22 protein-coding genes are annotated in these 20,016 nt (G+C 74.2%); 12 read left to right on the forward strand and 10 right to left on the reverse strand.

All coding sequences use genetic code 11. The annotated features are described in order from the left end of the window. Positions 1-76: 76 nt before the first annotated feature. From ACP7TJ_RS02375 to ACP7TJ_RS02390, 4 genes are all read left to right on the forward strand, one after another. Complete coding sequence (locus tag ACP7TJ_RS02375) at positions 77-1,456, forward strand: CAP domain-containing protein (protein ID WP_427761902.1); 1,380 nt, start codon at positions 77-79, stop codon at positions 1,454-1,456. A gap of 79 nt (positions 1,457-1,535) precedes the next feature. Beyond that, positions 1,536-2,213, forward strand: coding sequence for an AIM24 family protein (locus ACP7TJ_RS02380; RefSeq protein ID WP_093768496.1), 678 nt, complete (start codon positions 1,536-1,538; stop codon positions 2,211-2,213). 81 nt (positions 2,214-2,294) lie between these two features. Continuing rightward, positions 2,295-3,254, forward strand: coding sequence for a threonine/serine dehydratase (locus ACP7TJ_RS02385; RefSeq protein WP_093768448.1), 960 nt, complete (start codon positions 2,295-2,297; stop codon positions 3,252-3,254). 102 nt (positions 3,255-3,356) lie between these two features. Continuing rightward, positions 3,357-4,982 (forward strand): serine/threonine protein kinase, encoded by a 1,626-nt coding sequence (locus ACP7TJ_RS02390; RefSeq protein ID WP_427761905.1) that lies wholly within the window; start codon positions 3,357-3,359, stop codon positions 4,980-4,982. On the opposite strand, the gene ACP7TJ_RS02395 is transcribed toward ACP7TJ_RS02390, so the two are convergent. Beyond that, positions 4,979-6,421: a serine hydrolase domain-containing protein gene (locus tag ACP7TJ_RS02395; protein WP_427761907.1), complete on the reverse strand. Its 1,443-nt coding sequence runs from the start codon at positions 6,419-6,421 to the stop codon at positions 4,979-4,981. The genes ACP7TJ_RS02390 and ACP7TJ_RS02395 overlap by 4 nt on opposite strands. 72 nt (positions 6,422-6,493) lie before the next feature. Here ACP7TJ_RS02395 and ACP7TJ_RS02400 point away from each other — a divergent pair, with 72 nt between their 5' ends. Both ACP7TJ_RS02400 and ACP7TJ_RS02405 read left to right on the forward strand, forming a co-directional pair. Further along, on the forward strand, positions 6,494-7,465 hold the full coding sequence (locus ACP7TJ_RS02400; protein WP_189910488.1) for an LLM class F420-dependent oxidoreductase: 972 nt from the start codon (positions 6,494-6,496) through the stop codon (positions 7,463-7,465). A 103-nt stretch (positions 7,466-7,568) separates the two neighbouring features. Continuing rightward, a complete protein-coding gene (locus tag ACP7TJ_RS02405; protein ID WP_403450195.1) occupies positions 7,569-7,994 on the forward strand; it encodes an SsgA family sporulation/cell division regulator in 426 nt (141 codons plus the stop codon). Positions 7,995-8,032: 38 nt separating this feature from the next. Here ACP7TJ_RS02405 and ACP7TJ_RS02410 read toward each other — a convergent pair whose 3' ends face one another. Beyond that, positions 8,033-8,530 (reverse strand): DUF6328 family protein, encoded by a 498-nt coding sequence (locus ACP7TJ_RS02410; protein WP_167742702.1) that lies wholly within the window; start codon positions 8,528-8,530, stop codon positions 8,033-8,035. A 130-nt stretch (positions 8,531-8,660) separates the two neighbouring features. Between ACP7TJ_RS02410 and ACP7TJ_RS02415 the strand changes: the two genes are divergently transcribed. Continuing rightward, positions 8,661-9,002 (forward strand): hypothetical protein, encoded by a 342-nt coding sequence (locus tag ACP7TJ_RS02415; protein ID WP_093768442.1) that lies wholly within the window; start codon positions 8,661-8,663, stop codon positions 9,000-9,002. A gap of 10 nt (positions 9,003-9,012) precedes the next feature. Here the strand turns inward: ACP7TJ_RS02415 and ACP7TJ_RS02420 are convergent, their stop codons facing one another. The 3 genes from ACP7TJ_RS02420 to ACP7TJ_RS02430 all read right to left on the reverse strand — a co-directional run bounded on the left by ACP7TJ_RS02420 (position 9,013) and on the right by ACP7TJ_RS02430 (position 11,591). Next, positions 9,013-9,996, reverse strand: coding sequence for an aldo/keto reductase (locus tag ACP7TJ_RS02420; protein ID WP_093768441.1), 984 nt, complete (start codon positions 9,994-9,996; stop codon positions 9,013-9,015). Positions 9,997-10,058: 62 nt separating this feature from the next. Further along, entirely contained in the window at positions 10,059-10,766 is a 708-nt protein-coding gene (locus ACP7TJ_RS02425; RefSeq protein ID WP_189910487.1) for a ribonuclease H family protein, read from the reverse strand. A gap of 30 nt (positions 10,767-10,796) precedes the next feature. Beyond that, entirely contained in the window at positions 10,797-11,591 is a 795-nt protein-coding gene (locus tag ACP7TJ_RS02430) for a VOC family protein (RefSeq protein WP_380883278.1), read from the reverse strand. A gap of 145 nt (positions 11,592-11,736) precedes the next feature. Between ACP7TJ_RS02430 and ACP7TJ_RS02435 the strand changes: the two genes are divergently transcribed. Beyond that, positions 11,737-12,657: an SGNH/GDSL hydrolase family protein gene (locus tag ACP7TJ_RS02435; RefSeq protein WP_193459344.1), complete on the forward strand. Its 921-nt coding sequence runs from the start codon at positions 11,737-11,739 to the stop codon at positions 12,655-12,657. A gap of 48 nt (positions 12,658-12,705) precedes the next feature. Here ACP7TJ_RS02435 and ACP7TJ_RS02440 read toward each other — a convergent pair whose 3' ends face one another. After that, on the reverse strand, positions 12,706-13,191 hold the full coding sequence (locus ACP7TJ_RS02440) for a VOC family protein (protein ID WP_093768438.1): 486 nt from the start codon (positions 13,189-13,191) through the stop codon (positions 12,706-12,708). A gap of 235 nt (positions 13,192-13,426) precedes the next feature. On the opposite strand from ACP7TJ_RS02440, the gene ACP7TJ_RS02445 reads away from it, so the two are divergent. Continuing rightward, positions 13,427-14,080 carry an ATP-dependent Clp protease proteolytic subunit gene (locus ACP7TJ_RS02445; protein WP_093768437.1) on the forward strand — a complete coding sequence of 218 codons (654 nt, stop codon included), beginning with the start codon at positions 13,427-13,429 and terminating at the stop codon, positions 14,078-14,080. Beyond that, the gene (locus ACP7TJ_RS02450) at positions 14,080-14,682 is read left to right on the forward strand and encodes a ClpP family protease (protein WP_093768436.1); all 603 of its coding nucleotides are present in this window, start codon (positions 14,080-14,082) and stop codon (positions 14,680-14,682) included. The genes ACP7TJ_RS02445 and ACP7TJ_RS02450 overlap by 1 nt, the downstream gene beginning before the upstream one ends. A 30-nt stretch (positions 14,683-14,712) precedes the next feature. Here ACP7TJ_RS02450 and ACP7TJ_RS02455 read toward each other — a convergent pair whose 3' ends face one another. Beyond that, complete coding sequence (locus ACP7TJ_RS02455) at positions 14,713-15,117, reverse strand: helix-turn-helix domain-containing protein (RefSeq protein ID WP_193459345.1); 405 nt, start codon at positions 15,115-15,117, stop codon at positions 14,713-14,715. A gap of 280 nt (positions 15,118-15,397) precedes the next feature. Between ACP7TJ_RS02455 and ACP7TJ_RS02460 the strand changes: the two genes are divergently transcribed. Next, entirely contained in the window at positions 15,398-16,285 is an 888-nt protein-coding gene (locus ACP7TJ_RS02460) for a SigB/SigF/SigG family RNA polymerase sigma factor (protein ID WP_386002389.1), read from the forward strand. 86 nt (positions 16,286-16,371) lie between these two features. Here ACP7TJ_RS02460 and ACP7TJ_RS02465 read toward each other — a convergent pair whose 3' ends face one another. Then, positions 16,372-16,827: an ATP-binding protein gene (locus tag ACP7TJ_RS02465; protein ID WP_167742696.1), complete on the reverse strand. Its 456-nt coding sequence runs from the start codon at positions 16,825-16,827 to the stop codon at positions 16,372-16,374. 170 nt (positions 16,828-16,997) lie between these two features. Between ACP7TJ_RS02465 and ACP7TJ_RS02470 the strand changes: the two genes are divergently transcribed. Then, entirely contained in the window at positions 16,998-18,257 is a 1,260-nt protein-coding gene (locus tag ACP7TJ_RS02470; RefSeq protein ID WP_427761912.1) for a streptophobe family protein, read from the forward strand. Between the two features lie 14 nt (positions 18,258-18,271). On the opposite strand, the gene ACP7TJ_RS02475 is transcribed toward ACP7TJ_RS02470, so the two are convergent. Beyond that, positions 18,272-18,682, reverse strand: coding sequence for a hypothetical protein (locus tag ACP7TJ_RS02475; protein WP_093768431.1), 411 nt, complete (start codon positions 18,680-18,682; stop codon positions 18,272-18,274). 304 nt (positions 18,683-18,986) lie between these two features. Beyond that, positions 18,987-19,979 carry an L-glyceraldehyde 3-phosphate reductase gene (mgrA, locus tag ACP7TJ_RS02480; RefSeq protein WP_093768430.1) on the reverse strand — a complete coding sequence of 331 codons (993 nt, stop codon included), beginning with the start codon at positions 19,977-19,979 and terminating at the stop codon, positions 18,987-18,989. Positions 19,980-20,016 lie beyond the last annotated feature (37 nt).

Below are 20,016 nucleotides of genomic sequence, written 5' to 3' on the forward strand. Positions count from 1 at the left end.
CGGGAACCCGCGGGCCCCGCCCGTCGTTGTCCGGACACCCCCACACCGGTCGGACGACGACGAACAGGGCGGTGCCATGAGCGAGTTGGTCCCCGGCGGCAACATCCGGCTCCCGGGCGGTGCGGTGACCGTCCGGGTGCCGGGGCCGTTCGACGTGTCCGCGCTGATCACGGACGACGGCCGGAAGGTGTCCGGGGACGCCGACTTCGTCTTCTACAACCAGCCCGCCGCGCCCGGCGCGCGGCTCGGCGGCGACACGCTCGTCGTCGACCCGGCGGCGCTGCGCGCGGGCGCCACCCGGGTCACGGTCGCCGTGAGCCCCGAGGAGCCCGGCACCCCGCTCAGCGCCCTCCCCGCCCCCGTCCTGGAGGTCACCGGCCCCGGCGGGCGCGCCCTGGCCCGCTTCCGCCCGCCGCGCCCCGACCGGGAGACGGTGCTGCTGCTCGCGGAGATCTACCGGCGCGGCGACGGCTGGAAGCTGCGCGCCCTCGGACAGGGATACGCGGACGGACTGGCCGGTCTCGCCCGGGACTTCGGCGTCGACGTGGAGGACGACGAGGGCGCGGTGTCCACCCGTACCGCCCCGGTCGTCACCGGCAGGGCGCCGGTCAGCCCCGGCACGACGCCCCAGGCCGCCCCGCGGACGCACCCGGTGGTGCCGCCCCGTCCGGCGGCCCCGCCGTCCGCCGGGGACGACTTCCTGACCCTGGTCAACTCCGCCCGCCGGGCCGCCGGTTCGCCGCCGGTGTCGCACGACGGGCGGCTGGCCGAGGCGGCCCGGGAGCACGCGCGGGCGATGGCGCGCGGGGGGCGTCTCGGCGTCGAGGGCCCGGACGGCGTCTCCGTGCACCAGCGCGTGGTCCTCGCCGGCTACCCGTACCTCACCGTCGGCGAGCACCTGGTGTCCGGGCCGCTGTCCGTCGACCGGTTCGTGGGCCACTGCCTGCGCCACGAGGCGGCCCGCCGCACGGTGTGCGACCCGGCGTTCACGCATGCCGCCGTCGCCTCCCGCGAGGGCGCCGGGGACACGTACTGGACGGCGCTGTGGGCGCGTCCGCTCACCCCGGAGGGCCTGGACCGCACGGTGGCGGAGGTCGTCGAGCTGACCAACCGGGAGCGCACGCGGGCAGGCCTGCGGCCGCTGTCCCGCGACCCGCTGCTGGCCACGGCCGCGCAGGCGCACAGCGCCGACATGGTGGCGCGCGACTTCTACGCGCACACCGCGCCCAACGGCAGCAAGCCCTGGGACCGGGCGGCCGCCGCGGGCTCCCGGTGCCGCACGGTCGGCGAGAACATCGCGTGCGGGCAGCGGTCGGCCGCCGAGGTGGTGCGCGGCTGGATGAACAGCCCGGGGCACCGGGCGAACATCCTCAAGCCGGAGTTCACGCACATCGGCGTGGGCTTCGCGGGCGGCGGCCGGGCGGGCACGTACTGGACCCAGCTGTTCGGCGGCTGAGCGCGCGGCCGGATCCGGTGCCGTGTCGTACACGCCGGCTTCTGGCGGGGGCGGAGCCGGCCGGGTGAGGATGGCCCTCATGAAGGGTGACCTGTTTTCCAGTGAGCACATGGTGCAGCCGGCCACGGCCCCGGGCATGGCGGTGGAGAACGCCAAATGCCTGCGTTACACCGTCGACGGCGAGATGCTCGCCCGCCAGGGCGCGATGGTCGCCTACCGCGGCAACCTCCAGTTCGAGCGCAAGGGCCAGGGCGTGGGCGGCATGCTCAAGCGCGCGGTGACCGGCGAGGGGCTGCCGCTGATGGCCGTGCGCGGGCAGGGCGAGGCGTGGTTCGCGCAGGAGGCGCAGAACTGCTTCGTCGTCGAGATCGGCCCCGGCGACGAGTTCACCGTCAACGGCCGCAACGTGCTGTGCTTCGACGCCACGCTGTCCTACCGCATCTCCACCGTGAAGGGCGCCGGCATCACCGGCGGCGGCCTGTTCAACAGCGTCTTCACCGGGCACGGCAAGCTGGGCCTGGTCTGCGAGGGCAGCCCGCTGGTGATCCCGGTGACGCCGCAGAGCCCGGTGTACGTGGACACCGACGCGATCGTCGGCTGGACGGCGGGCCTGTCCACCTCGCTGCACCGCTCGCAGTCGCTGGGCTCGATGCTGCGCGGCGGCTCCGGCGAGGCCGTTCAGCTGGTGCTCCAGGGGCAGGGGCACGTCGTGGTCCGGCCGAGCGAGGCGCCGCCGCACAAGGCGCAGCAGCGCTGAACCGCGTTGACCCCGGCCGCCCGCCGGGTGAGGCTGGGGCACGGCGCGGATCACGCCCCCCGCGCCGGAAAGGTGACAGTCGTGATCGAGATCGCCGACATCGAAACCGCTGCCGAGCGGATCGCCGGGCACGTGGTGCGCACCCCGACCGTGCCGAGCCCCGGTCTGTCGGCACTGCTCGGTGTGCCGGTGACGGCCAAGCTGGAACTGCTGCAGCACACCGGGTCGTTCAAGGTGCGGGGCGCGGCGGCGAAGCTGCTGGCGCTGAGCGAGGCGGAGCGGGCCGCCGGGGTGGTCGCGGTGAGCGGCGGCAACCACGGCATCGCGCTGGCGGTGACGGCCGCCGCGCTCGATGTGAAGGCGACCGTGGTGATGCCGCGTTCGGCGCCCGTGCGGGCCGTGGAGATCGCGCAGGCGTCGGGCGCCACGGTACGGGTCACGGACGACATGGCCGGGGCGTTCGCCCTCACCGCCGAGCTGCGGCAGGAGGGCCTCACCCTGGTGCACCCCTTCGACGACCCGGTGGTGATCGCCGGTCAGGGCACCGTGGGACTGGAGTTCGCCGAGGACGCCGGTGAGCTGACCGACGTGCTGGTCAGCATCGGCGGCGGGGGCCTGATCTCCGGGGTCGCGGCGGCGCTGCGCGCTCGCCGGCCCGGGGTGCGGGTGTGGGGCGTGGAGACCGAGGGGGCGCAGGCGATGTCCGAGGCGCTGGCGGCGGGCGGCCCGGTGCCGGTCGCGCTCTCCTCGATCGTCTCCACCCTCAGCGCGCCCGCCGTGTCGCAGCTGACGTACGACCATGTCGCGGAGCTGGTCACCGAGGTGCTGGTGGTGCCGGACCGGGACGCGGTGCGGGGCTCGCTGGACCTGGCGGACCACGCCAAGGTGTGGGCGGAGCCGGCCGCGGGCTGTCTGCTCCCGGCCGCCCGCAGGGTGCTGGAGCGGGCCGGCGAGGACGTCCGCCTGGGTCTCGTGGTGTGCGGCGGGAACGCCACCACCGCCGACATGGCGGCCTGGACGGACCACTTCTCCCTGCGCTGAACCCGGCGGTGCGTGAAGGGCGTCGCGCCCGGCGTTGAACGCACCGGCCCCTTCCTCGCGTATGAGGGGGGACGGAAGTCAGCGGTTCGACGAGGGATCACCATGGGCTGGGCGCACGCCTCCACCGATCGGCCGGTCGCCGGCCGCTACCGGCTGGTCGAGATCACGCACCGCGAGACCAACCGGGTCAGCTGGTACGCCGACGATCTGCGGACGGGCCGGCCGTGCCTGGCCACCCGCATCGAGCTGCCGGCGGACGCCGCGGAGGGCGTGCGCCACGCCTCCTCCCGGATCCTGCGGGCCACCGAGAACGTGGCCCGGCTCTGCCCGGACCGGATCGCGGGCGTCGTCGACGCGGTCGGTGAGGGCGGCTGCCTGTGGACGGTCACCGCCTGGATCGACGGCACCCCGCTGGACGAGGTCCTGCTGCAGCACGGCACGTTCACGCCCGCGCGGGCGGCGCGCGTCGGCCTGGACCTGCTCGACGTGCTGGACGCGGCGCACGCGGAGGCCGTCACCCACGGCGAGCTGAGCCCCGGGCAGCTCCATCTGCGCGAGACCGGCCCGGTGGTCGTCACCGGTTACGGGGTGGCCGGCACGACGTCGGCGCCCCGGCTCACCGCGCCGTCGTACGCGGCGCCGGAACAGGCTCGGAACGAGCAGGTCGGCCCGGCGGCCGACCTGTGGGCGCTGGGCGCGATCCTCTACACGATGCTGGAGGGGCGCCCGCCGTTCCGGGACCGGGGCAGGATCGCGGCCACCCTGCGCGGGGTGGACCGGCTGCCGCTGCGCCCGCCGGTGCGCTGCGGGCCGCTCACCGAGGTCGTCACGGGGCTGCTGCGCAAGGAGCCCCGGGAGCGCCCGGGCCGCCAGGCGGTGCGGGACGTGCTCACCCGGGTGCTGCGCGAGGCCCCCGGCGACGGTGCCGAGCCGGGGGAGGCGTACGCGCCGGCCCGGCGGGGGTGGACGCGGAAGGGCGTGCTCGTCGGCACGTCCCTCGCGGTGGTCACGGTGACGGCGGCCGTGGTCGCGGCGGCGACGGGGCTGCCCGGCGGCGACGGCCGGGCCGGCGCCGGACCCGCGGCGTCGGTGTCCGCGTCGGCCGGAGGGACCGGTGCGGCGGACACCGCCCCGCGCGTCCCGCCGTCGTCGGGCGCCGCCCCTCCGTCGTCCGCGGCTCCCTCGCCGTCCCCGTCGTCCTCCCCGTCGTCCTCCGCGTCCCGGACCGCCTCACCGTCCCCGTCGGATCCCGGCGCCCTGCCCGCGGGCTTCCGCACCTACCGGGCGCCGGAGGGGTTCTCCGTCGCGCTGCCCGAAGGCTGGGAGCGGCAGCGGACCTCCCGCGCCACCCGGCTGTCCTACCGCGTCACCTTCGGCGCCGACGACGACCCGCGCACCCTCGCCGTCACCTACAGCGAGCGCGTGGGACCGGACCCGGTCGCCGTGTGGCGGGACACCGTGGAGCCGGGCCTCGCGCGCGCCGGCGCCTACCAGCGGATCGGCGCCATCGAGCCCACGACGTACCTGGGCCGTGAGGCCGCCGACATGCAGTGGATCACCACGGGCGACGGCGCCCCGGTGCGCACCTTCGGCCGCGGCTTCCTGCTGGGCGACGGCCGGGGCTTCTCCCTGCGCTGGACCACCCCGGCCGCCGACTGGGCGAGCGCGGACAGCCAGGAGGCCCTGCGCACGGTGCTTCGGACCTTCCGGCCCGGTACGGCGGGCTAGCCCCGCGGGGCGCGCAGCGCGCGCAGCGGCCAGGGGACCAGCGGTGTGGTGAGCCAGTGCGCGCGGAAGGTGCGGTCGGTGAGGGAGCAGGTGACGCGCAGCCGGTGCGGGGTCTCCAGGAAGGCGATGTCGGCGGTGAGGGCGTCCGGGCCGTCCCAGCCGCCGGTCACCGCGACCGGCACCCTGCCCTCGGTGACGGTCCAGTCCGTGCCGGTCCAGCGGGCCGCCAGCCGGTGGCCGTCCTCGTCGAGGGTCAGCGTCCAGCCGCCGTCCTCGTCCGCCGTCAGCTCGGCGGCGGTCAGCTTGGGCTGCCCGGCGCAGAGCCCGCCCTCCGGGGTGAAGGCCGCCCCGGACCAGTCGCCGGTCCCCCCGGCCGGTGCGGGGGCGCCGTCCGTCGCCGGCAGGGCGAGGCGCTCCAGGCGCTCGCGCAGGGCCGCGTCCTCGGCGTCGCGCCCGGTCAGCGGGGCGTCGCCGAAGGCGGGCAGCAGGTGCCGCCACACCAGTTCGAGGTAGCGCTGCATCTCCGCGGTGGCCGACGTCGCGGCGATCACCGCGTCGTGCTCGGGCAGCACCAGGCAGTACTGGCCGTAGGCGCCGTCGCCGCGGAAGCCGTGCCGGCCCCGCCAGAACTGGTAGCCGTAGCCCTGGTCCCAGTCGGAGCGGTCGTCGCCGCCCATGGCCCCGGCGGTGTCGATGTGCGCGCGGGTGGCGCGCTCCACCCATCCCTCGGGCAGCAGCCGCTCTCCCTGCCAGACGCCGTCGTTCAGGTACAGCAGTCCGAAGCGCGCTATCGCGTCGGTGGTGGTGTGCAGCCCGGCGAAGCCGATGTCGCGTCCCGCGCGGTCGCGGGACCACAGCGCCTCGCCGATGCCCAGCGGGTCGAACAGCCGCGGCCGCAGATACTCCACGAGTGTCTGCCCGGTGACCCGCTGCACGATCGCGCCGAGGGTGTACGTACAGGGCTGGTTGTAGGTGAACAGGGTGCCCGGGTCGTGCTGCGGCGGCTGGAGCAGGAAGCCGCGCACGGGTTCGGCCGGGTCGGCGCCGAACGCCTCGTCGACGGTCTCGTGGTCGTGTCCGCTGGCCATGGACGCCACGTGGCGCACCAGCATCGACCGGCTGCGCGGGTCGGTGATGTCCGCGTCGATCTCCGGGAAGTACGACAGCACGGGGGCGTCGAAGTCGATCAGCCCTTCCGCCTCGGCGAGCCCTGCGGCGGTCGAGGTGAAGCTCTTGCTGAGCGAGTACAGCAGATGGGGGCGCGCGGCGGTGTAGGGCGCCCACGACCCCGAGGCCACGACGCGGCCGTGGCGCACGATCGTCAGTCCGTGCGGCTCGATGTCCGGGTCGGCCTCGAGTGCGTCGAGGAAGGCGCGGACGCCGGACGCGTCGACGCCCTGGGTCGCGGGGTCTGCGGTCGGAAGGGCTCGCTGGGTCATGGGGGCATCCTGCCCGGGGCACGGGCGGGTGATCCACCGTTTTCGCCGGTCGCCGCGGGGGACCCGGACGCCATGGTGCGAATCGGGTACACGATGATGACCGAGCAGGCCGGGCCGCGTGAGCTGGTGGAGCACGTGGTGCGCGCCGAGGAGGCGGGCTTCGACTTCTCGGTGACCTCGGACCACTACTTCCCGTGGCTGTCCGAGCAGGGTCACTCGCCGTACGCGTGGAGCGTGCTTGGCGCGGCCGCGCAGGCCACCTCGCGGATCCCGCTGATGACGTACGTGACATGTCCGACGATGCGCTACCACCCGGCGGTGGTGGCGCAGAAGGCGGCGACGATGCAGCTGCTGTCGGGCGGCCGGTTCCGGCTGGGCCTGGGGTCCGGCGAGAACCTCAACGAGCACGTGGTGGGCGGCGGCTGGCCGCCGGTGGACGTGCGCCACCGGATGCTCGAGGAGGCGGTGGAGATCATCCGCGCGCTGTTCGAGGGCGGTCATGTCAACCACCGGGGCGAGCACTTCGACGTGGAGTCGGCGCGGCTGTGGGACCTGCCGGACCAGCCGCCGCCCCTCGGGATCGCGGTGTCGGGGAAGCGGTCGTGCGCCCTCGCGGGGCGGCTGGCCGACCTGGTGATCGCCACCGAGCCGAAGCCGGAGCTGCTGGAGGCGTTCGACCGGCACGGCGGCGAGGGCAAGCCGCGGGTGGGCCAGCTTCCGGTGTGCCACGACCCGGACCGGGACGCGGCGGTGGAGCGCGCGCACGCCCAGTTCCGCTGGTTCGGCAACGGCTGGAAGGTGAACTCCGAGCTGCCGCACCCCGATGCCTTCGCGTCGGCGACGCAGTTCGTGCGCCCCGACGACGTCGCCGCGTCCATTCCCTGCGGCAGCGACCCGGACGACTTCGTCGAGGCGGTGCGCCCGTACGCCGAGGCCGGGTTCACGGAGGTCGCCCTGGTGCAGATCGGCGGGGAGTCGCAGCCGGCCTTTCTGGACTGGTCGGCGAGGACCCTGCTGCCCGCGCTCCGGAAGGCCTTCGGCTGAGGGTCTGTGCGTGAGGTGTGACGGATTCACCCGGAGAGCTGAGCATCTCGCGGGGATCCGGGGTACTAGAGGGCTCTACGTCGGTACGTCCCGGAGGCACCTCGTGAACTCGTTCGTGCACAAGACCCTGGTGGTGGAGCTCCAGGCGGGCGACACGGAGCGCTTCCCCGTGCTCGCCCACCTGAGCTACGACCCGTCGGACCCGTTCGCCGTCACGGTCGTGTTCACCCTCGACGGCCGGGTGCTGGCGCGCTGGCAGCTGGACCGGGAGATGGTCACCGACGGTCTGACCCGCCCGGTCGGCATCGGCGACGTGCGGCTGCGCCCGCAGGTCCGCGGTGTGGGGCGGGAGCTGCGCATGGAGTTCCTGGGCGAGGCGCGCGCCGACGGCGGCCGGCACCACGCGGTGGTGTTCGCCTGGGCGGAGGCCGTCGGGGGGTTCCTGACCGAGACCCACCGGATCGTGCCGCCCGGGTGCGAGGAGGTCCGGGTGGACGACTTCCTCGCGGACGTCTTCGCGGGGAGCTGAGCCGAGCCGGGGCGAGCTCCCCGCGCTCCTTCAGGAGTTCAGCGCGTGGTGTGGCGGTAGCGGGCCCACATCGGCAGCCCGAGCCAGCACAGCAGGTACCAGCACACCACCCCGGCCACCAGGTACGGCACGTAGTCGTCGTGGGTGGCCACCCGCAGGATGAGCAGCAGCGAGGAGCTGGTGGTGACCAGCAGCAGCGCGAGTCCCAGCAGGGTGAGCCGTGAAGCCCACCGCACCGCCTGCGGTTTGATGCGCCGTCCGCTGACGAGCCGGTGCAGCGACACCGGTCCGATGAGCGCCCCGGTCGCGCAGGCGCCGAGCACCACCGTGACGATGTAGATGGTCTTGTCGGCGTCGGACAGGTCCGCGTAGGTCGGGGTGAACACGACCGTCAGCAGGAAGCCGAACAGGATCTGCACGCCCATCTGGGCCACGCGGACCTCCTGGATGAGCTCGGTCCACATCCGGTCCGCTCTCTCCTCCTCGGTCTCGTTCCGCCCTCGGCGCCTGCTCCCGCCCTGCTCCGTGTCCGGCACGGTGCCTCCTTCGATCGGGTCTCCCCTTTCGGTTTCCCCGAAAAGGGAGCCTCCTCCCACCGCCGGTTTGGCGGCGCGGGGCACGGTTACACGGTCGGCGACACGACCAGGCCGGACGAAAGTGGGACATATGTCGGACACCCAGCTCACCGTGACACTCAGCGGCGGGGACGCCGACGACGCCCGGGCGGTCGTCGGGGCGCTGGAGGGCACGTTCGGACCGCCGCAGGAGCGGCCCTCGGACACGGACGCGACCGTCCGCATGGCGACGTTCGGCGGCGAGGGCCGGGGCACGGGCGCGGGGCGGGCGGACACGCGGCCCCTGTCGGAGCCGGTGACCGTCACCGTGCAGGGCACCCCGGAGGCGGTGCGCCGGGCGAGCGACGCGCTGGCGCGGTCCTTCACGGCCCGCGACGAGGGCGCCGCCGCCGGCGACCAGGAGCAGGAGCGTCAGCTTCTGCTGGAGTCCTGACGCACCCTCGCTACCAGCGGCTCTCCACCTGCTCGCGGATCCGCCGGTCGTACAGGCCGGCGATCGCGGTGAGGGTGGCGTCGGACAGCTCCGGCAGCCGGGCGGCGGCCGCATTGGCGCGGGCCTGCTCGGGCGAGCGGGCGCCCGGGATGACGGTGGTGACGCCGGGCTGCCGGACGATCCAGCGCAGCGCGAGCTGGGCCGGGGTGTATCCCTCGGGGGCCAGCGCGGCGAACTCGGCGGCGGCCTCCACGCCGGTCGCCCAGTCCACGCCGGAGAAGGTCTCGCCCTGGTCGAAGGCCTCGCCGTGCCGGTTGAAGGTGCGGTGGTCGTTCTCCGGGAAGACGGTGTCCTTGGTGTACTTGCCGGACAGCAGGCCGGAGGCGAGCGGGACGCGGGCGATGACGCCGACGCCGGCCTCGCGCGCGGCGGGGAGCACCTCGCGCAGCGGCTTCATGCGGAACGGGTTGAGGATGATCTGCACGCTGGCCACGTTCGGCCGGGCGATGGCGGTCAGCGCCTCGGCGCAGGTCTCCACGCTCACGCCGTAGGCGGCGACGCGCTCCTCCTCGACCAGGGTGTCGAGGGCGTCGAAGACCTCGTCGGTGGAGTAGACGGGGGTGGGCGGGCAGTGCAGCTGCACCAGGTCGATGCGGTCGACGCCCAGGTTGCGCCGGGAACGGTCGTTCCAGGCGCGGAAGTTGTCCAGGACGTAGTTCTCGGGGATCTGGTCGACGCGGCGGCCCATCTTGGTGGCCACCAGCACGTGCAGGTCGGGCCGTCCGCTGAGGAACGAGGCGATGGTCTGCTCGCTGCGCCCGTCGCCGTAGACGTCGGCGGTGTCGAAGAAGGTGACGCCCGACTCGGCGGCGGCCTCCAGCACCGCGAGGGCTTCCTTGTCGTCGACGTCGCCCCAGTCGGCGCCGAGCTGCCATGTGCCGAGGCCGATCACGGAGGCGTGCTGACCCGACCTGTCGAAAGTGCGCTCTTCCATGCCGGTCAGTCTGTCATCCGTCCCGGCCCGGCGACCGGCGGCTCCCCCGCCGGAGCGGCGGCTCAGGCGCCGACGGCCGTCCGGCACTCGGGGTGGCCCCAGCCCTTGTCGTTCTTGGCGATGGGCTCGCCGGCCGCGTACGTCCGTCCGCACGGGCAGCGGCCGGGGAACTTCGCCTTGATGGTGCGGGAGGAACCCCCGGACCTGCGGGCCGGCTTGGCGCCGCCCGAGGCGCGGCGGGCGGAACCGCCGGAGGACGGGCGCGGGACGGACGGCGGCGGCTCGGGCGAGCCCTGTGCGCTGCCCGCGTCCTGCTGGGCGGAGGCCGCCTGGCCGGCGGCGCGGTCGGCGAAGTCGTTGAGCCGGTCGCCGTCGACCTGGTGGGCGGGCACGTAGCGGAACTCGACGGAGCGGTCCTGGAGCAGGCCGTCGATGCGGACGACGAGTTCCTGGTTGGCGACGGGCTTCCCGGCGGCGGTGCGCCAGCCGTTGCGCTTCCAGCCGGGCAGCCAGGTGGTGACGGCCTTCATGGCGTACTGCGAGTCCATCCGCACCTCGAGCGTCACGCCGGGGTCGGTGGCCGCGAGCAGCCGCTCCAGGGCGGTGAGTTCGGCGACGTTGTTGGTGGCGGTGCCGAGGGCGCCGGCTTCCCAGCGGTCCGGGGTCCCGGAGCCGTCCGCGATGACCCAGGCCCAGCCGGCCGGCCCGGGGTTTCCCTTCGAGGCCCCGTCGCACGCGGCCACCACACGTTCACCCATGCGCCCGATCATGCCATGACCGGGCGGGTGTCCCGGTTCCGCTCAGTCGACGGTGCTCGTGCCCGGCATCTCCCCCGTGGTCCTGGTGAGGTCGATGACCGAGAAGTGGGCGCCCTGCGGGTCGCTGATCGCCGCGAACCGGCCGAACGGCGAGTCCATCGGCCCGAACCGCAGCACCCCGCCGCGGTCGGTCGCCCGGGCCACCGCCGCGTCGCAGTCGTCCACCGCGAAGTACACGTTGATGTACGGCGGCACCTCGGGCGGGAAGTCGTCGGTCATCCGCATCCGGCCGAGGACGCTGCGCTCCCCCAGGTCGTAGAGGCGGAAGTCCGTCTCGCCCTCGAGCTGCTTCGAGCGGTAGGAGAAGACGGCGGGGAAGAACGCGTCGGACTTCTCCGCCTCGCGGGTGAAGACCTCCGCCCAGCAGTACGCGCCCGGCGTCCCCGTCGTCCGGAACCCCTCGTGGGTGCCGGCCTGCCACACCCCGAAGACGACTCCGCCGGGGTCGCGGGCGAGACACATGGTGCCGTAGTCGGCCACCTGCACGGGCTCCATCAGCAGTTCGCCGCCGTGCTCGCGGATGCGGGCGGCGGTGGCGGAGGCGTCCCGGGCGGCGAGGTAGAGGCACCACTGGGAGGCGCCCTCCTGGCCGGGCATCGGCGGGACGACGGCGGCCACCGCCTTGCCGTCGGCGTACGCCTGCGTGTAGCCGCCCTGCTCGGACGACGTCTCGCCGAAGGTCCAGCCGAGGACGTGACCGTAGAAGTCCTTGGCCGCGTCGAGATCGTCGAACATGGCGTCGGCCCAGCAGGGGGTTCCTTCCGGTGGTGCGGCCATGGCTGCGGCCCTCCGCGTCACGGGTGGTCTGTCGTCTCCTCACGCTAGCCACGGCCGGGCGGACCCGCGCGCCGGACGTCTTCCGCCGGGGCGCGGTCTGTGCTTGCCTGGTGAGCCGTTTCGCCGGCCGGGCGGGGGACGCCGAATGCGCAGAGCGTGGACCGTGACCGTGGCGGCGCTCGCCGCCGGGCTGCTGGGGGCGTGCACCGATCCGTCGTCGGCGCCGGGCGCGCCGCCGACGTCCGCCGCGGCGCCGCGGCCGTCGGCCACCACCCATCAGCGTCCGGCCGCCTCCCCGGCCCCGTCCCCCTCCGTCGAACCGCCCACGGTGTTGTACCTCGGGGACTCCCTGGCCGTGGAGGCCCAGGAGGTGCTCGGCCGGGAGCTGCGCCGGCAGGTCCGCGCCCGGTACACCGCCGCTCCCCACTCGGGCACCACGCTGTGCGACTACCTGGAGGGCACGGGCGGGCGGTCCCTGGTCCCGCCGCGGGACAAGGCGGCCACGCTGGTGCGGGCGCTGCGCCCGGACTACGTGGTGCTCCAGTTCTGGGGCAACGCGTGGGGCTACACGCCGTGCATGGACGGGATCACCCATGACGCCGCGCCGGAGCGCTACCTGGAGCGGTACGCGGCGGACGCGCGGCGGCTGACGGAGCAGATCGCCGAGGCGGGCGGCGACCGGCGGCCCCGGATCGTCTGGGTGCTCCAGGGTCCCGACCCTCTCGTCCCGGACCGGGTGCGCCGGGTGAACGGGATCTACGAGCGCCGGGCGGCCGCCTCGGGCGACCTGGTCGCCGACGCGGGCCGGGCGGTGACCGCGCCGGGCGCCCGTCACGCCTGGACGCGGTACGTGCCGTGCGACGCCGTCGAGCGGGCGCACCCGGACCTCTGCACCGATCCGGCCCGCGGCCGCACGGCCCTGCACCGCGCGGACGACCCGCTGCACTTCTGTCTCGCGCCCACGACGTCCGCCCCGCGGCCGTGTCCGGTCCCGTCCCCGGGCGTCCTGCGCACGGCCGGCGAGATCGCCCGCGTGGTCACGGAGGACGCGGGCGGGCCGGGGTGAGCGCGGGGCGGCGCGGGGCCGGGAGCGTGCACCGGCCCCCTGCCGTCGTCACGCCTCGCCCGCGTACGCCTTCTCCAGCTCCGCGACGTCCAGCTTGCCCATCGTCATCATGGCCTTCAGCGCGCGGTCGGCCTTCTCGCGGTCCGGGTCGCCGATCATCTGCGTGAGCCGCTTGGAGTTGACCTGCCAGGAGACGCCGTAGCGGTCCTTGAGCCAGCCGCACGGGCCGTGCTCGCCGCCGCCCTCGGCCAGCTTCTCCCAGTAGTGGTCGATCTCCGCCTGGTCGTCGCAGTCGAGCTGGAAGGAGATCGCCTCGTTGAACGTGAACTCCGGCCCGCCGTTCAGGGCGACGAACCTCTGGCCGTTGGCCGTGAACTCCACGGTGAGCACGGAGCCCGCCTCGCCGGGGGTGGCGTCGGTGTTGCGGACCACCTCGCCGAGCTTGGAGTTGCCGAACACGGAGACGTAGAACTGCGCCGCCTCCTCGGCCTGGCCGTCGAACCAGAGGCAGGTGGTGAATCCGTCGGTGTCCATGAGTACCTCCCGGGTGGGGCGTTCCCCTCGGGAACGCGGTCACCGGTGCAGACCGTCGTGGGCGGCGGAACTCATCGGTGACCCGCACACCGGCCGTCACGGCCTGTCCGGGGCCGCTCTGCCCTGGGCGAATCTGCCGCGGGCAGAGATTCCCCCGGCGGCGGGTCCCGCGCGCCGACAGTGGACGCACACGGCCGTCCGGCCGTGCTCCGACCAGTGATCCACGGGAGCGTCCATGTCACCACTCACCGCCGGCCCCCGGCCGGCCGCACCCCGCGCGGAGGACGGCGACACCCCGCCGACCCGCTTCGACGACCACCTCGCCGCCCAGTTGCTCGCCCAGCGGATCGTGCTGCTCGGCACCCAGGTCGACGAGGTGTCCGCCAACCGGGTGTGCGCGCAGCTGCTGCTCCTGTCCGCCGAGGACCCGCGCACCGACATCAGCCTGTACATCAACAGCCCCGGCGGCTCGGTGCACGCGGGGCTCGCCATCTACGACACGATGCGGCTGATCCCCAACGACGTCGCCACCCTGGCCATGGGCTTCGCGGCCAGCATGGGGCAGTTCCTGCTCTGCGTCGGCGCGCCCGGCAAGCGCTACGCCCTGCCCAACGCGCGGATCATGATGCACCAGCCGTCGGGCGGCATCGGCGGGACCGCCGCCGACATCGAGATCCAGGCGGAGAACCTGGAGTTCACCAAGCGGACCATCGAGCGGATCACCGCCGAGCACACCGGTCAGACCCCGGAGACCGTCTCGCGGGACGGCGACCGGGACCGCTGGTTCACGGCCGAACAGGCCCGCGCGTACGGAATGGTCGACCGGGTGCTGGACTCGCTGGACGACGTCCGTCCGGCGGCCACGCGACCCAGGATGGGGCTGCGCTGATGGGGACGTACACGATTCCGAACGTCGTCGAGCGCACCGCGCGCGGCGAGCGGTCCTACGACGTGTTCAGCAGGCTGCTGGCCGAGCGGATCGTCTTCCTGGGCACGGAGATCGACGACGGCGTCGCCAACGTGGTCGTGGCGCAGCTGCTGCATCTGGAGTCGGAGGCGCCGGAGAGCGAGATCGCGGTGTACCTCAACTCCCCCGGCGGCTCGTACACCTCGCTCATGGCGATCTACGACACCATGACGTTCGTCCGGGCCCCGATCTCCACGTTCTGCGTGGGGCAGGCGGCGTCCACGGCGGCCGTGCTGCTGGCCGGCGGGGACCCGGGGCGGCGGTTCGTGCTGGAACACGCGCGCGTGCTGCTCGGCCAGCCGGCCTCCGGCGGGATGCAGGGCACGGCGTCCGACCTGGCGCTGCGCGCGAAGGAGATGACGCGGATCCGCGCGCAGGTCGAGGAGGTGCTGGCCCGGCACACGCACCACGACGTGGCGACCCTGCGGGCGGACATGGACCGCGACAAGGTGTTCACCGCGCAGGAGGCCGTGGCGTACGGCCTGGCGGACGAGGTGCTGACCCGGCGTCCGGCTCCGGTCTGAGCGGCCGCCGGGCCGTGGAGCGCTTCCCGGTCAGGCGGCCAGGCAGAGCCCGTCGTGCGCGGAGCCGTTCCGCACGGCGCGGGCGGGGACGGCGGACCGGCGCGACGTGACCCGGACCAGCTCCGCGTGCGTACGGGCGAGCAGATCGCCGAGGCCGAGGCCGAGCGCCCCGGCGGCGGCCGCGAGGACCTCCGAGGACGCCTCCTTGCGGCCGCGCTCCACCTCCGACAGGTAGGGCATGGAGATGCGCGCCGCGTCGGCGACGTCCTTGAGGGTCCGCTCCTGGGCCTGCCGCTCCTTGCGCAGCACGTCGCCGACGAGGTGGCGCCACAGCGGCTCCCTGGGCGCGGCGGCGGGCGGGGCCGGCGGGCCGGAGGCGGCCGGGCCGGGTCGCAGGGGAATGACGCGGGCTTCGTTCGGCGTGTGATCGGTCACGTCCTCAGCCTAGGAATCCCGCTCCCGCGGGCAAGGGAGCGGGATTCCGCCCTGAGTGAAGCCGGAAAAGCGGACGGATTCCCTCCGCCCTGATGGTGCTGTGCCGCACCCGCGGCCGTACCATCGGACGAGCAGGTGTGACGGCCGGTGCGCACCGCGTCCCCCCGAGCGGTCCGGCGCCTTCCGGCCACGGAGAAAATCGACGGGCATAGGTCCGCGGAACCGGGGTAGTCGAGTGACCCAGTCGCGTGGCAGCCATGACGTTCGTGGGGAGAGGGCAATGAGGACCGCCGTGATCCGGTCGCAGGAGCGGACCGTCGACGGGCATACCAGGGCCGGCGCCGTCGACGAGGACCTTCGCGGTCCCGGCGACCCGCGCGCCGTCGCGCCCCACGACGCCCGCGAGCTCTCCCGGCAGTTCTTCCGCCGCCTCGCGGAGCTGGAGGAAGGCACCCGCGAGTACCAGTACGCGCGCAACACGCTGATCGAGATGAACATGTCCCTCGTGCGCTTCGCGGCCGGGCGGTTCCGCGGCCGGGGCGACGACATGGAGGACGTGGTCCAGACCGGCATGATCGGCCTGATCAAGGCCATCGACCGGTTCGAGCTGTCCCGCGAGGTCGAGTTCACCTCCTTCGCGCTGCCCTACATCGTCGGCGAGATCAAGCGCTTCTTCCGCGACACCACCTGGGCCGTGCACGTGCCGCGGCGGCTCCAGGAGCTGCGTGTGGAGCTGGCCAAGGCCCGCGAGGAGCTGTCGAGCCGACTGGACCGCGAGCCCACCGTCCCCGAGCTGGCGACCCTGATGAACATCAGCGAGCAGCAGGTCGTCGAGGGGCAGATCGCCGCGAACGGCTACAACTCCTCCTCCCTGGACGCCGCGCTCACCGGGGACGGCCCGGAGCACGGCGAGGCCGTCCTCGCCGACTTCATCGGCGTCGAGGAGGAGCGGCTGGCCCTGGTGGAGGACTTCCACGCGCTGGCCCCGCTGATGGCGGAGCTGAGCGACCGGGACCGCGAGATCCTCCACATGCGGTTCGTCGAGGAGGCCACGCAGGCGGAGATCGGCGAGCGGCTGGGCTGCTCGCAGATGCACGTGTCCCGGCTGATCAAGCGGATCATCACCCGGCTGCGGACCGGCATGCTCGGCGAGCTGGGCTGCGCCTGACGACCGCCCCGACGGCACACCGAAGGCGCCCCTGACGGTCCCGGTCCGGTCCAGGGGCGCTGCTGTGGGAAAGGGCGCGCCGCCGGTCAGCCGCCGGTGAGGTCGATCACCGCGCGGACGCGTTTGCCGACCGGTACGCGCTCCACGCCGACGTCCCGCGCCAGCGCGCGCACGATCTCCAGTCCATGGCGTCCGATCCGCTGCGGGTCGCGCGGGAACACGCGGGGCAGGGTGCCGTTGCTGTCGTAGACGGCCACCGTGAGGGTGGTGTCCGTGCCCTCCAGCTCCAGGATGTACGGCCCGTCGCTGTGCCGGTCGGCGTTGGTGACCAGCTCGCTCACCACCAGGAGCACGGCTCCTTCCGCCTTGGCGCCGATCGTGGCGCACCACTCGGTCCTCAGCTGCTCGAGGAACTGTGCCGCGACATGCCGCGCCTCGGCGATGCACCCCGGCTCGCCGGTGAAGTGTGCCGCCCGCCGCAGCGGTTCCACGGGCACGTCGAAACCAGTCGGTATCACTACCCCGTCCAAGCGATAGGTCATGCGTTTCCCTCTGCGACGCCGGGCCGGCCGGACGATCCGCACCGGTCCTGGTACCCCGAGTCGGCCGGGGCAGTCCTCCTGATCCGCGTCCGGATTTCCCGGGGCCGCGGACCCGCGCGGACGGACCCTGCCGACGGGCGGGCGGGGAGGACGCTGCTTAGCGTGCACACGTGAGCGCACACTCCCCTTCTCCTCCGCGGTCCCCCCTTCACGGCTGGATTCCGGCGCTGGTCGCGGTGGTCGGGTCACTGGCCGCGATGACCGCGGTGGCGGCGCTGGGGGTCTGGGCGGCCGGGGCCGCCGACCTCCCGGAGGGCGCCTTCGGGCCGGTGCTCGCCGCCGTGCTGGTGCTCGCCGTCGGCGGCACGGTACGGCTCTCCGGGGACGCCGGCGGCCTGGCCGGGACCGAGGGCGGCCTGACGGCGATCCCGCTGACCGTCACCCTCACCGGGGCGCTGCTGCTCGGCTGGTTCTTCCTGCGTCCGCTGCGCCGCCGCACGGTGGTGGGCGCGCCCGGGCTGGCGGGGTGGGCGGCGCGGATCGCCGTGCTGTGGCTGCTCGCCGTCCTGGGTCTGGCTCTGGCGGCGCGGCGCACGTTCGAGGTGTCGCTCGGGGACGACCTGCTCGGCGACCTGGGCGAGCTGTTCGGGGTGACGCCCGTGGTCGGCTTCGCCGCGGACGTGCTGCCGACCGTGCTGATCGGCCTGGTGTGGCTGGCGGGCGTGCTGGTGGTGGCGGTCCTGGTGTCGCGCGGCGCGCCGCTGCCGCCCGAGCTGATGCGGTTCCAGGCGGGGGCGCGGCCCGCGGCGCGCGCGACGCTGGGGCTGCTGCTCGCCGCCGTGGCCGTGGCGCTCGTCGTCGCCCTGGTGGTGGCCGCCACCGAGGGACACACGGCCGAGACGTTCGCCGTGATCCTTCTGGGGCTGCCCAACGTGGCCTGGCTCGGGCTGACCGTCGGGCTGGGGGCGACCTGGGAGGGCAGGGTGGAGGGGCCGTTCGGACTGCCCATGCCGCAGGTGCTGGACGAGGTGCTGCGCACCCCGGACGTCTCCGAGCTGAACCTGGGCTCGCTCGTCGACCACGACGGCGGCCGCTGGTGGTGGCTGCTGGTGGGCGCCGCGGTGCTGGTGGCGGCCGCGGCCTGTTTCATGGCGGCCGCCTCCCCCGCGCGGGTGCCGCCCTGGCAGCAGGCCCTGCGGCTGGCGGTGGCGCTGGCGCTGGCGGTGCTGACGATCGGGCCGACGGCCCGCGTCTCCGCGCGGATCGGCCTGTCGGTGCTCGGCATCGGCGACCTGGGCGAGGGGCTGACCGGGCAGGTGCTGCTGGAGCCGCAGCTGTGGGGCGCGCTGGGGCTGGCCCTGCTGTGGGGCCTGGTGGCGGGCTTCGCGGGCGCCTGGGCCGTACGGGGTGTGCGGCGGCGCAGGCGCTGAGGAGCGGTTCTGTCTCAGGCGACCGGGACGCCGAGGACACGGGCGGCCCGCTGCATCCGCAGGGCGTCGACGGACTCGGCGAGGAGTTCGTACTCCGTGGTGTCGTCGCCGGTGGCGACCCGCACCATCCGTCCGGCGGCGAGCGCCTCGGCCACTTCCTCCTGCCGGTCGACGTCACCGCACCAGGTGCGCAGCACGGTGGGCACGTCGGTCACGTCGTCGGCCACGGGGACGAGCGCGCCCGGGGGTAAGTGCTCGGCGTCGGGCTGCGGGTCGAGCCGCTCGGCGATCCACAGGGCGCGGTCGCGCAGCCACCACAGGGCGAGCGCGAGGGTCGGCGCCCGGTAGGTGCCCAGCGGCACCCCGATGCGCCGGCCGTCGCAGACCCCGTACGCCGTGACGTGGCAAAGGAATTCGTCGTGCACGTTCCCTCCCCCGCTGCGTGCTCGCCCGCCGGTTCCGGGCCGGCTGCCCGCTCCGTGGCTCGCGTGCTGTGCGTGAGGGCGCCGTCGCTCGGGGTGAAGCGCTCTCGTTGTCGAGTATGTTCACCGCTGAAACACTGTCACCATGTGTTTCCGGCCAGTCTCCTGGCATATGCGCCCCGCTTCCTGGCCGAAACGGCACGGGTCCGCGCATCACCCGAGGTGACCGCCGTGCGGCCGGTCCCACGGGGAGGAACGCACCGGCCGCCGCCCCCGTGCGGGGGACGACGGCCGGTGACGAACGGGGCTACGGCTCGACGATCGCGTCGATCCGCGCCAGCTCCTCCTCGGAGAAGTCGAGGTTGCGGGTGGCCGCGACGCTGTCCTCCAGCTGCCGCGGGCTGCTCGCGCCGACCAGGGCGGAGGTGAGGCGGCCGCCGCGCAGCACCCAGGACAGGGCCATCTGCGCCAGGCTCTGGCCCCGGGCGGACGCGATGTCGGCGAGCGCGCGCAGCCGGCCCACCAGCTCCTCGGTGAGGGCGTCCGTGTCGAGGAAGGGGCTGTCGCTCGCGGCCCGGGAGTCCTCGGGGATGCCGTCCAGATAGCGGGAGGTCAGCAGGCCCTGCTCCAGCGGGGAGTAGGCGATCGACCCGACCTGGAGCTCGTCGAGGGCGTCCATCAGCCCCTCGTCCTCCGGGCGCCGGTCGAGCATCGAGTAGCGCGGCTGGTTGATCAGCAGCGGGGTGCCCAGCTCGCCGAGGATGCGGGCGGCCTCCCGGGTCTGCTCGGCGTTGTAGTTGGAGACGCCGACGTAGAGCGCCTTGCCCTGCTGCACCGCCGTGTGCAGGGCGCCCATCGTCTCCTCGAGCGGGGTGTCCGGGTCGAAGCGGTGCGAGTAGAAGATGTCGACGTGGTCGAGGCCCATGCGGCTCAGGCTCTGGTCCAGCGAGGACAGCAGGTACTTGCGCGAACCCCATTCGCCGTACGGCCCCGGCCACATCAGGTAGCCCGCCTTGGTGGAGATCACCAGCTCGTCCCGGTACCGCGCGAAGTCGGCCTTCAGCGCCTCGCCGAGGACGGACTCGGCGGCGCCGGGCGGCGGGCCGTAGTTGTTGGCGAGGTCGAAGTGGGTGACGCCCAGGTCGAAGGCCCGGCGCAGGATGGCCCGCTGGGTCTCGACCGGGCGGTCGGGACCGAAGTTGTGCCACAGGCCGAGCGAGAGCGCGGGGAGCTTCAGGCCGCTGCGTCCGGCGCGCCGGTAGGGCATGTCCGCGTAACGGTCGGGGTGTGCGGTGTACAACGCGACTCCAGGGGGTTGGCACACGTCGAGACGTTCG

Source organism: Streptomyces sp. DSM 41931 (genome assembly GCF_050271085.1).
Lineage (GTDB): Bacteria > Actinomycetota > Actinomycetes > Streptomycetales > Streptomycetaceae > Streptomyces > Streptomyces albogriseolus.

Coding starts and splice junctions, on each gene's coding strand:
- ACP7TJ_RS02440 (WP_093768438.1), bottom strand. CDS start 13,191: ATGGACACCGACGGATTCACCACCTGCCTCTGGTTCGACGGCCAGGCC.
- ACP7TJ_RS02425 (WP_189910487.1), bottom strand. CDS start 10,766: ATGATCGGGCGCATGGGTGAACGTGTGGTGGCCGCGTGCGACGGGGCC.
- ACP7TJ_RS02420 (WP_093768441.1), bottom strand. CDS start 9,996: ATGGAAGAGCGCACTTTCGACAGGTCGGGTCAGCACGCCTCCGTGATC.
- ACP7TJ_RS02415 (WP_093768442.1), top strand. CDS start 8,661: ATGTCGGACACCCAGCTCACCGTGACACTCAGCGGCGGGGACGCCGAC.
- ACP7TJ_RS02430 (WP_380883278.1), bottom strand. CDS start 11,591: ATGGCCGCACCACCGGAAGGAACCCCCTGCTGGGCCGACGCCATGTTC.
- ACP7TJ_RS02450 (WP_093768436.1), top strand. CDS start 14,080: ATGGGGACGTACACGATTCCGAACGTCGTCGAGCGCACCGCGCGCGGC.
- ACP7TJ_RS02390 (WP_427761905.1), top strand. CDS start 3,357: ATGGGCTGGGCGCACGCCTCCACCGATCGGCCGGTCGCCGGCCGCTAC.
- ACP7TJ_RS02375 (WP_427761902.1), top strand. CDS start 77: ATGAGCGAGTTGGTCCCCGGCGGCAACATCCGGCTCCCGGGCGGTGCG.
- ACP7TJ_RS02380 (WP_093768496.1), top strand. CDS start 1,536: ATGAAGGGTGACCTGTTTTCCAGTGAGCACATGGTGCAGCCGGCCACG.
- ACP7TJ_RS02445 (WP_093768437.1), top strand. CDS start 13,427: ATGTCACCACTCACCGCCGGCCCCCGGCCGGCCGCACCCCGCGCGGAG.
- ACP7TJ_RS02435 (WP_193459344.1), top strand. CDS start 11,737: ATGCGCAGAGCGTGGACCGTGACCGTGGCGGCGCTCGCCGCCGGGCTG.
- ACP7TJ_RS02395 (WP_427761907.1), bottom strand. CDS start 6,421: ATGACCCAGCGAGCCCTTCCGACCGCAGACCCCGCGACCCAGGGCGTC.
- ACP7TJ_RS02400 (WP_189910488.1), top strand. CDS start 6,494: ATGGTGCGAATCGGGTACACGATGATGACCGAGCAGGCCGGGCCGCGT.
- ACP7TJ_RS02465 (WP_167742696.1), bottom strand. CDS start 16,827: ATGACCTATCGCTTGGACGGGGTAGTGATACCGACTGGTTTCGACGTG.
- ACP7TJ_RS02460 (WP_386002389.1), top strand. CDS start 15,398: ATGAGGACCGCCGTGATCCGGTCGCAGGAGCGGACCGTCGACGGGCAT.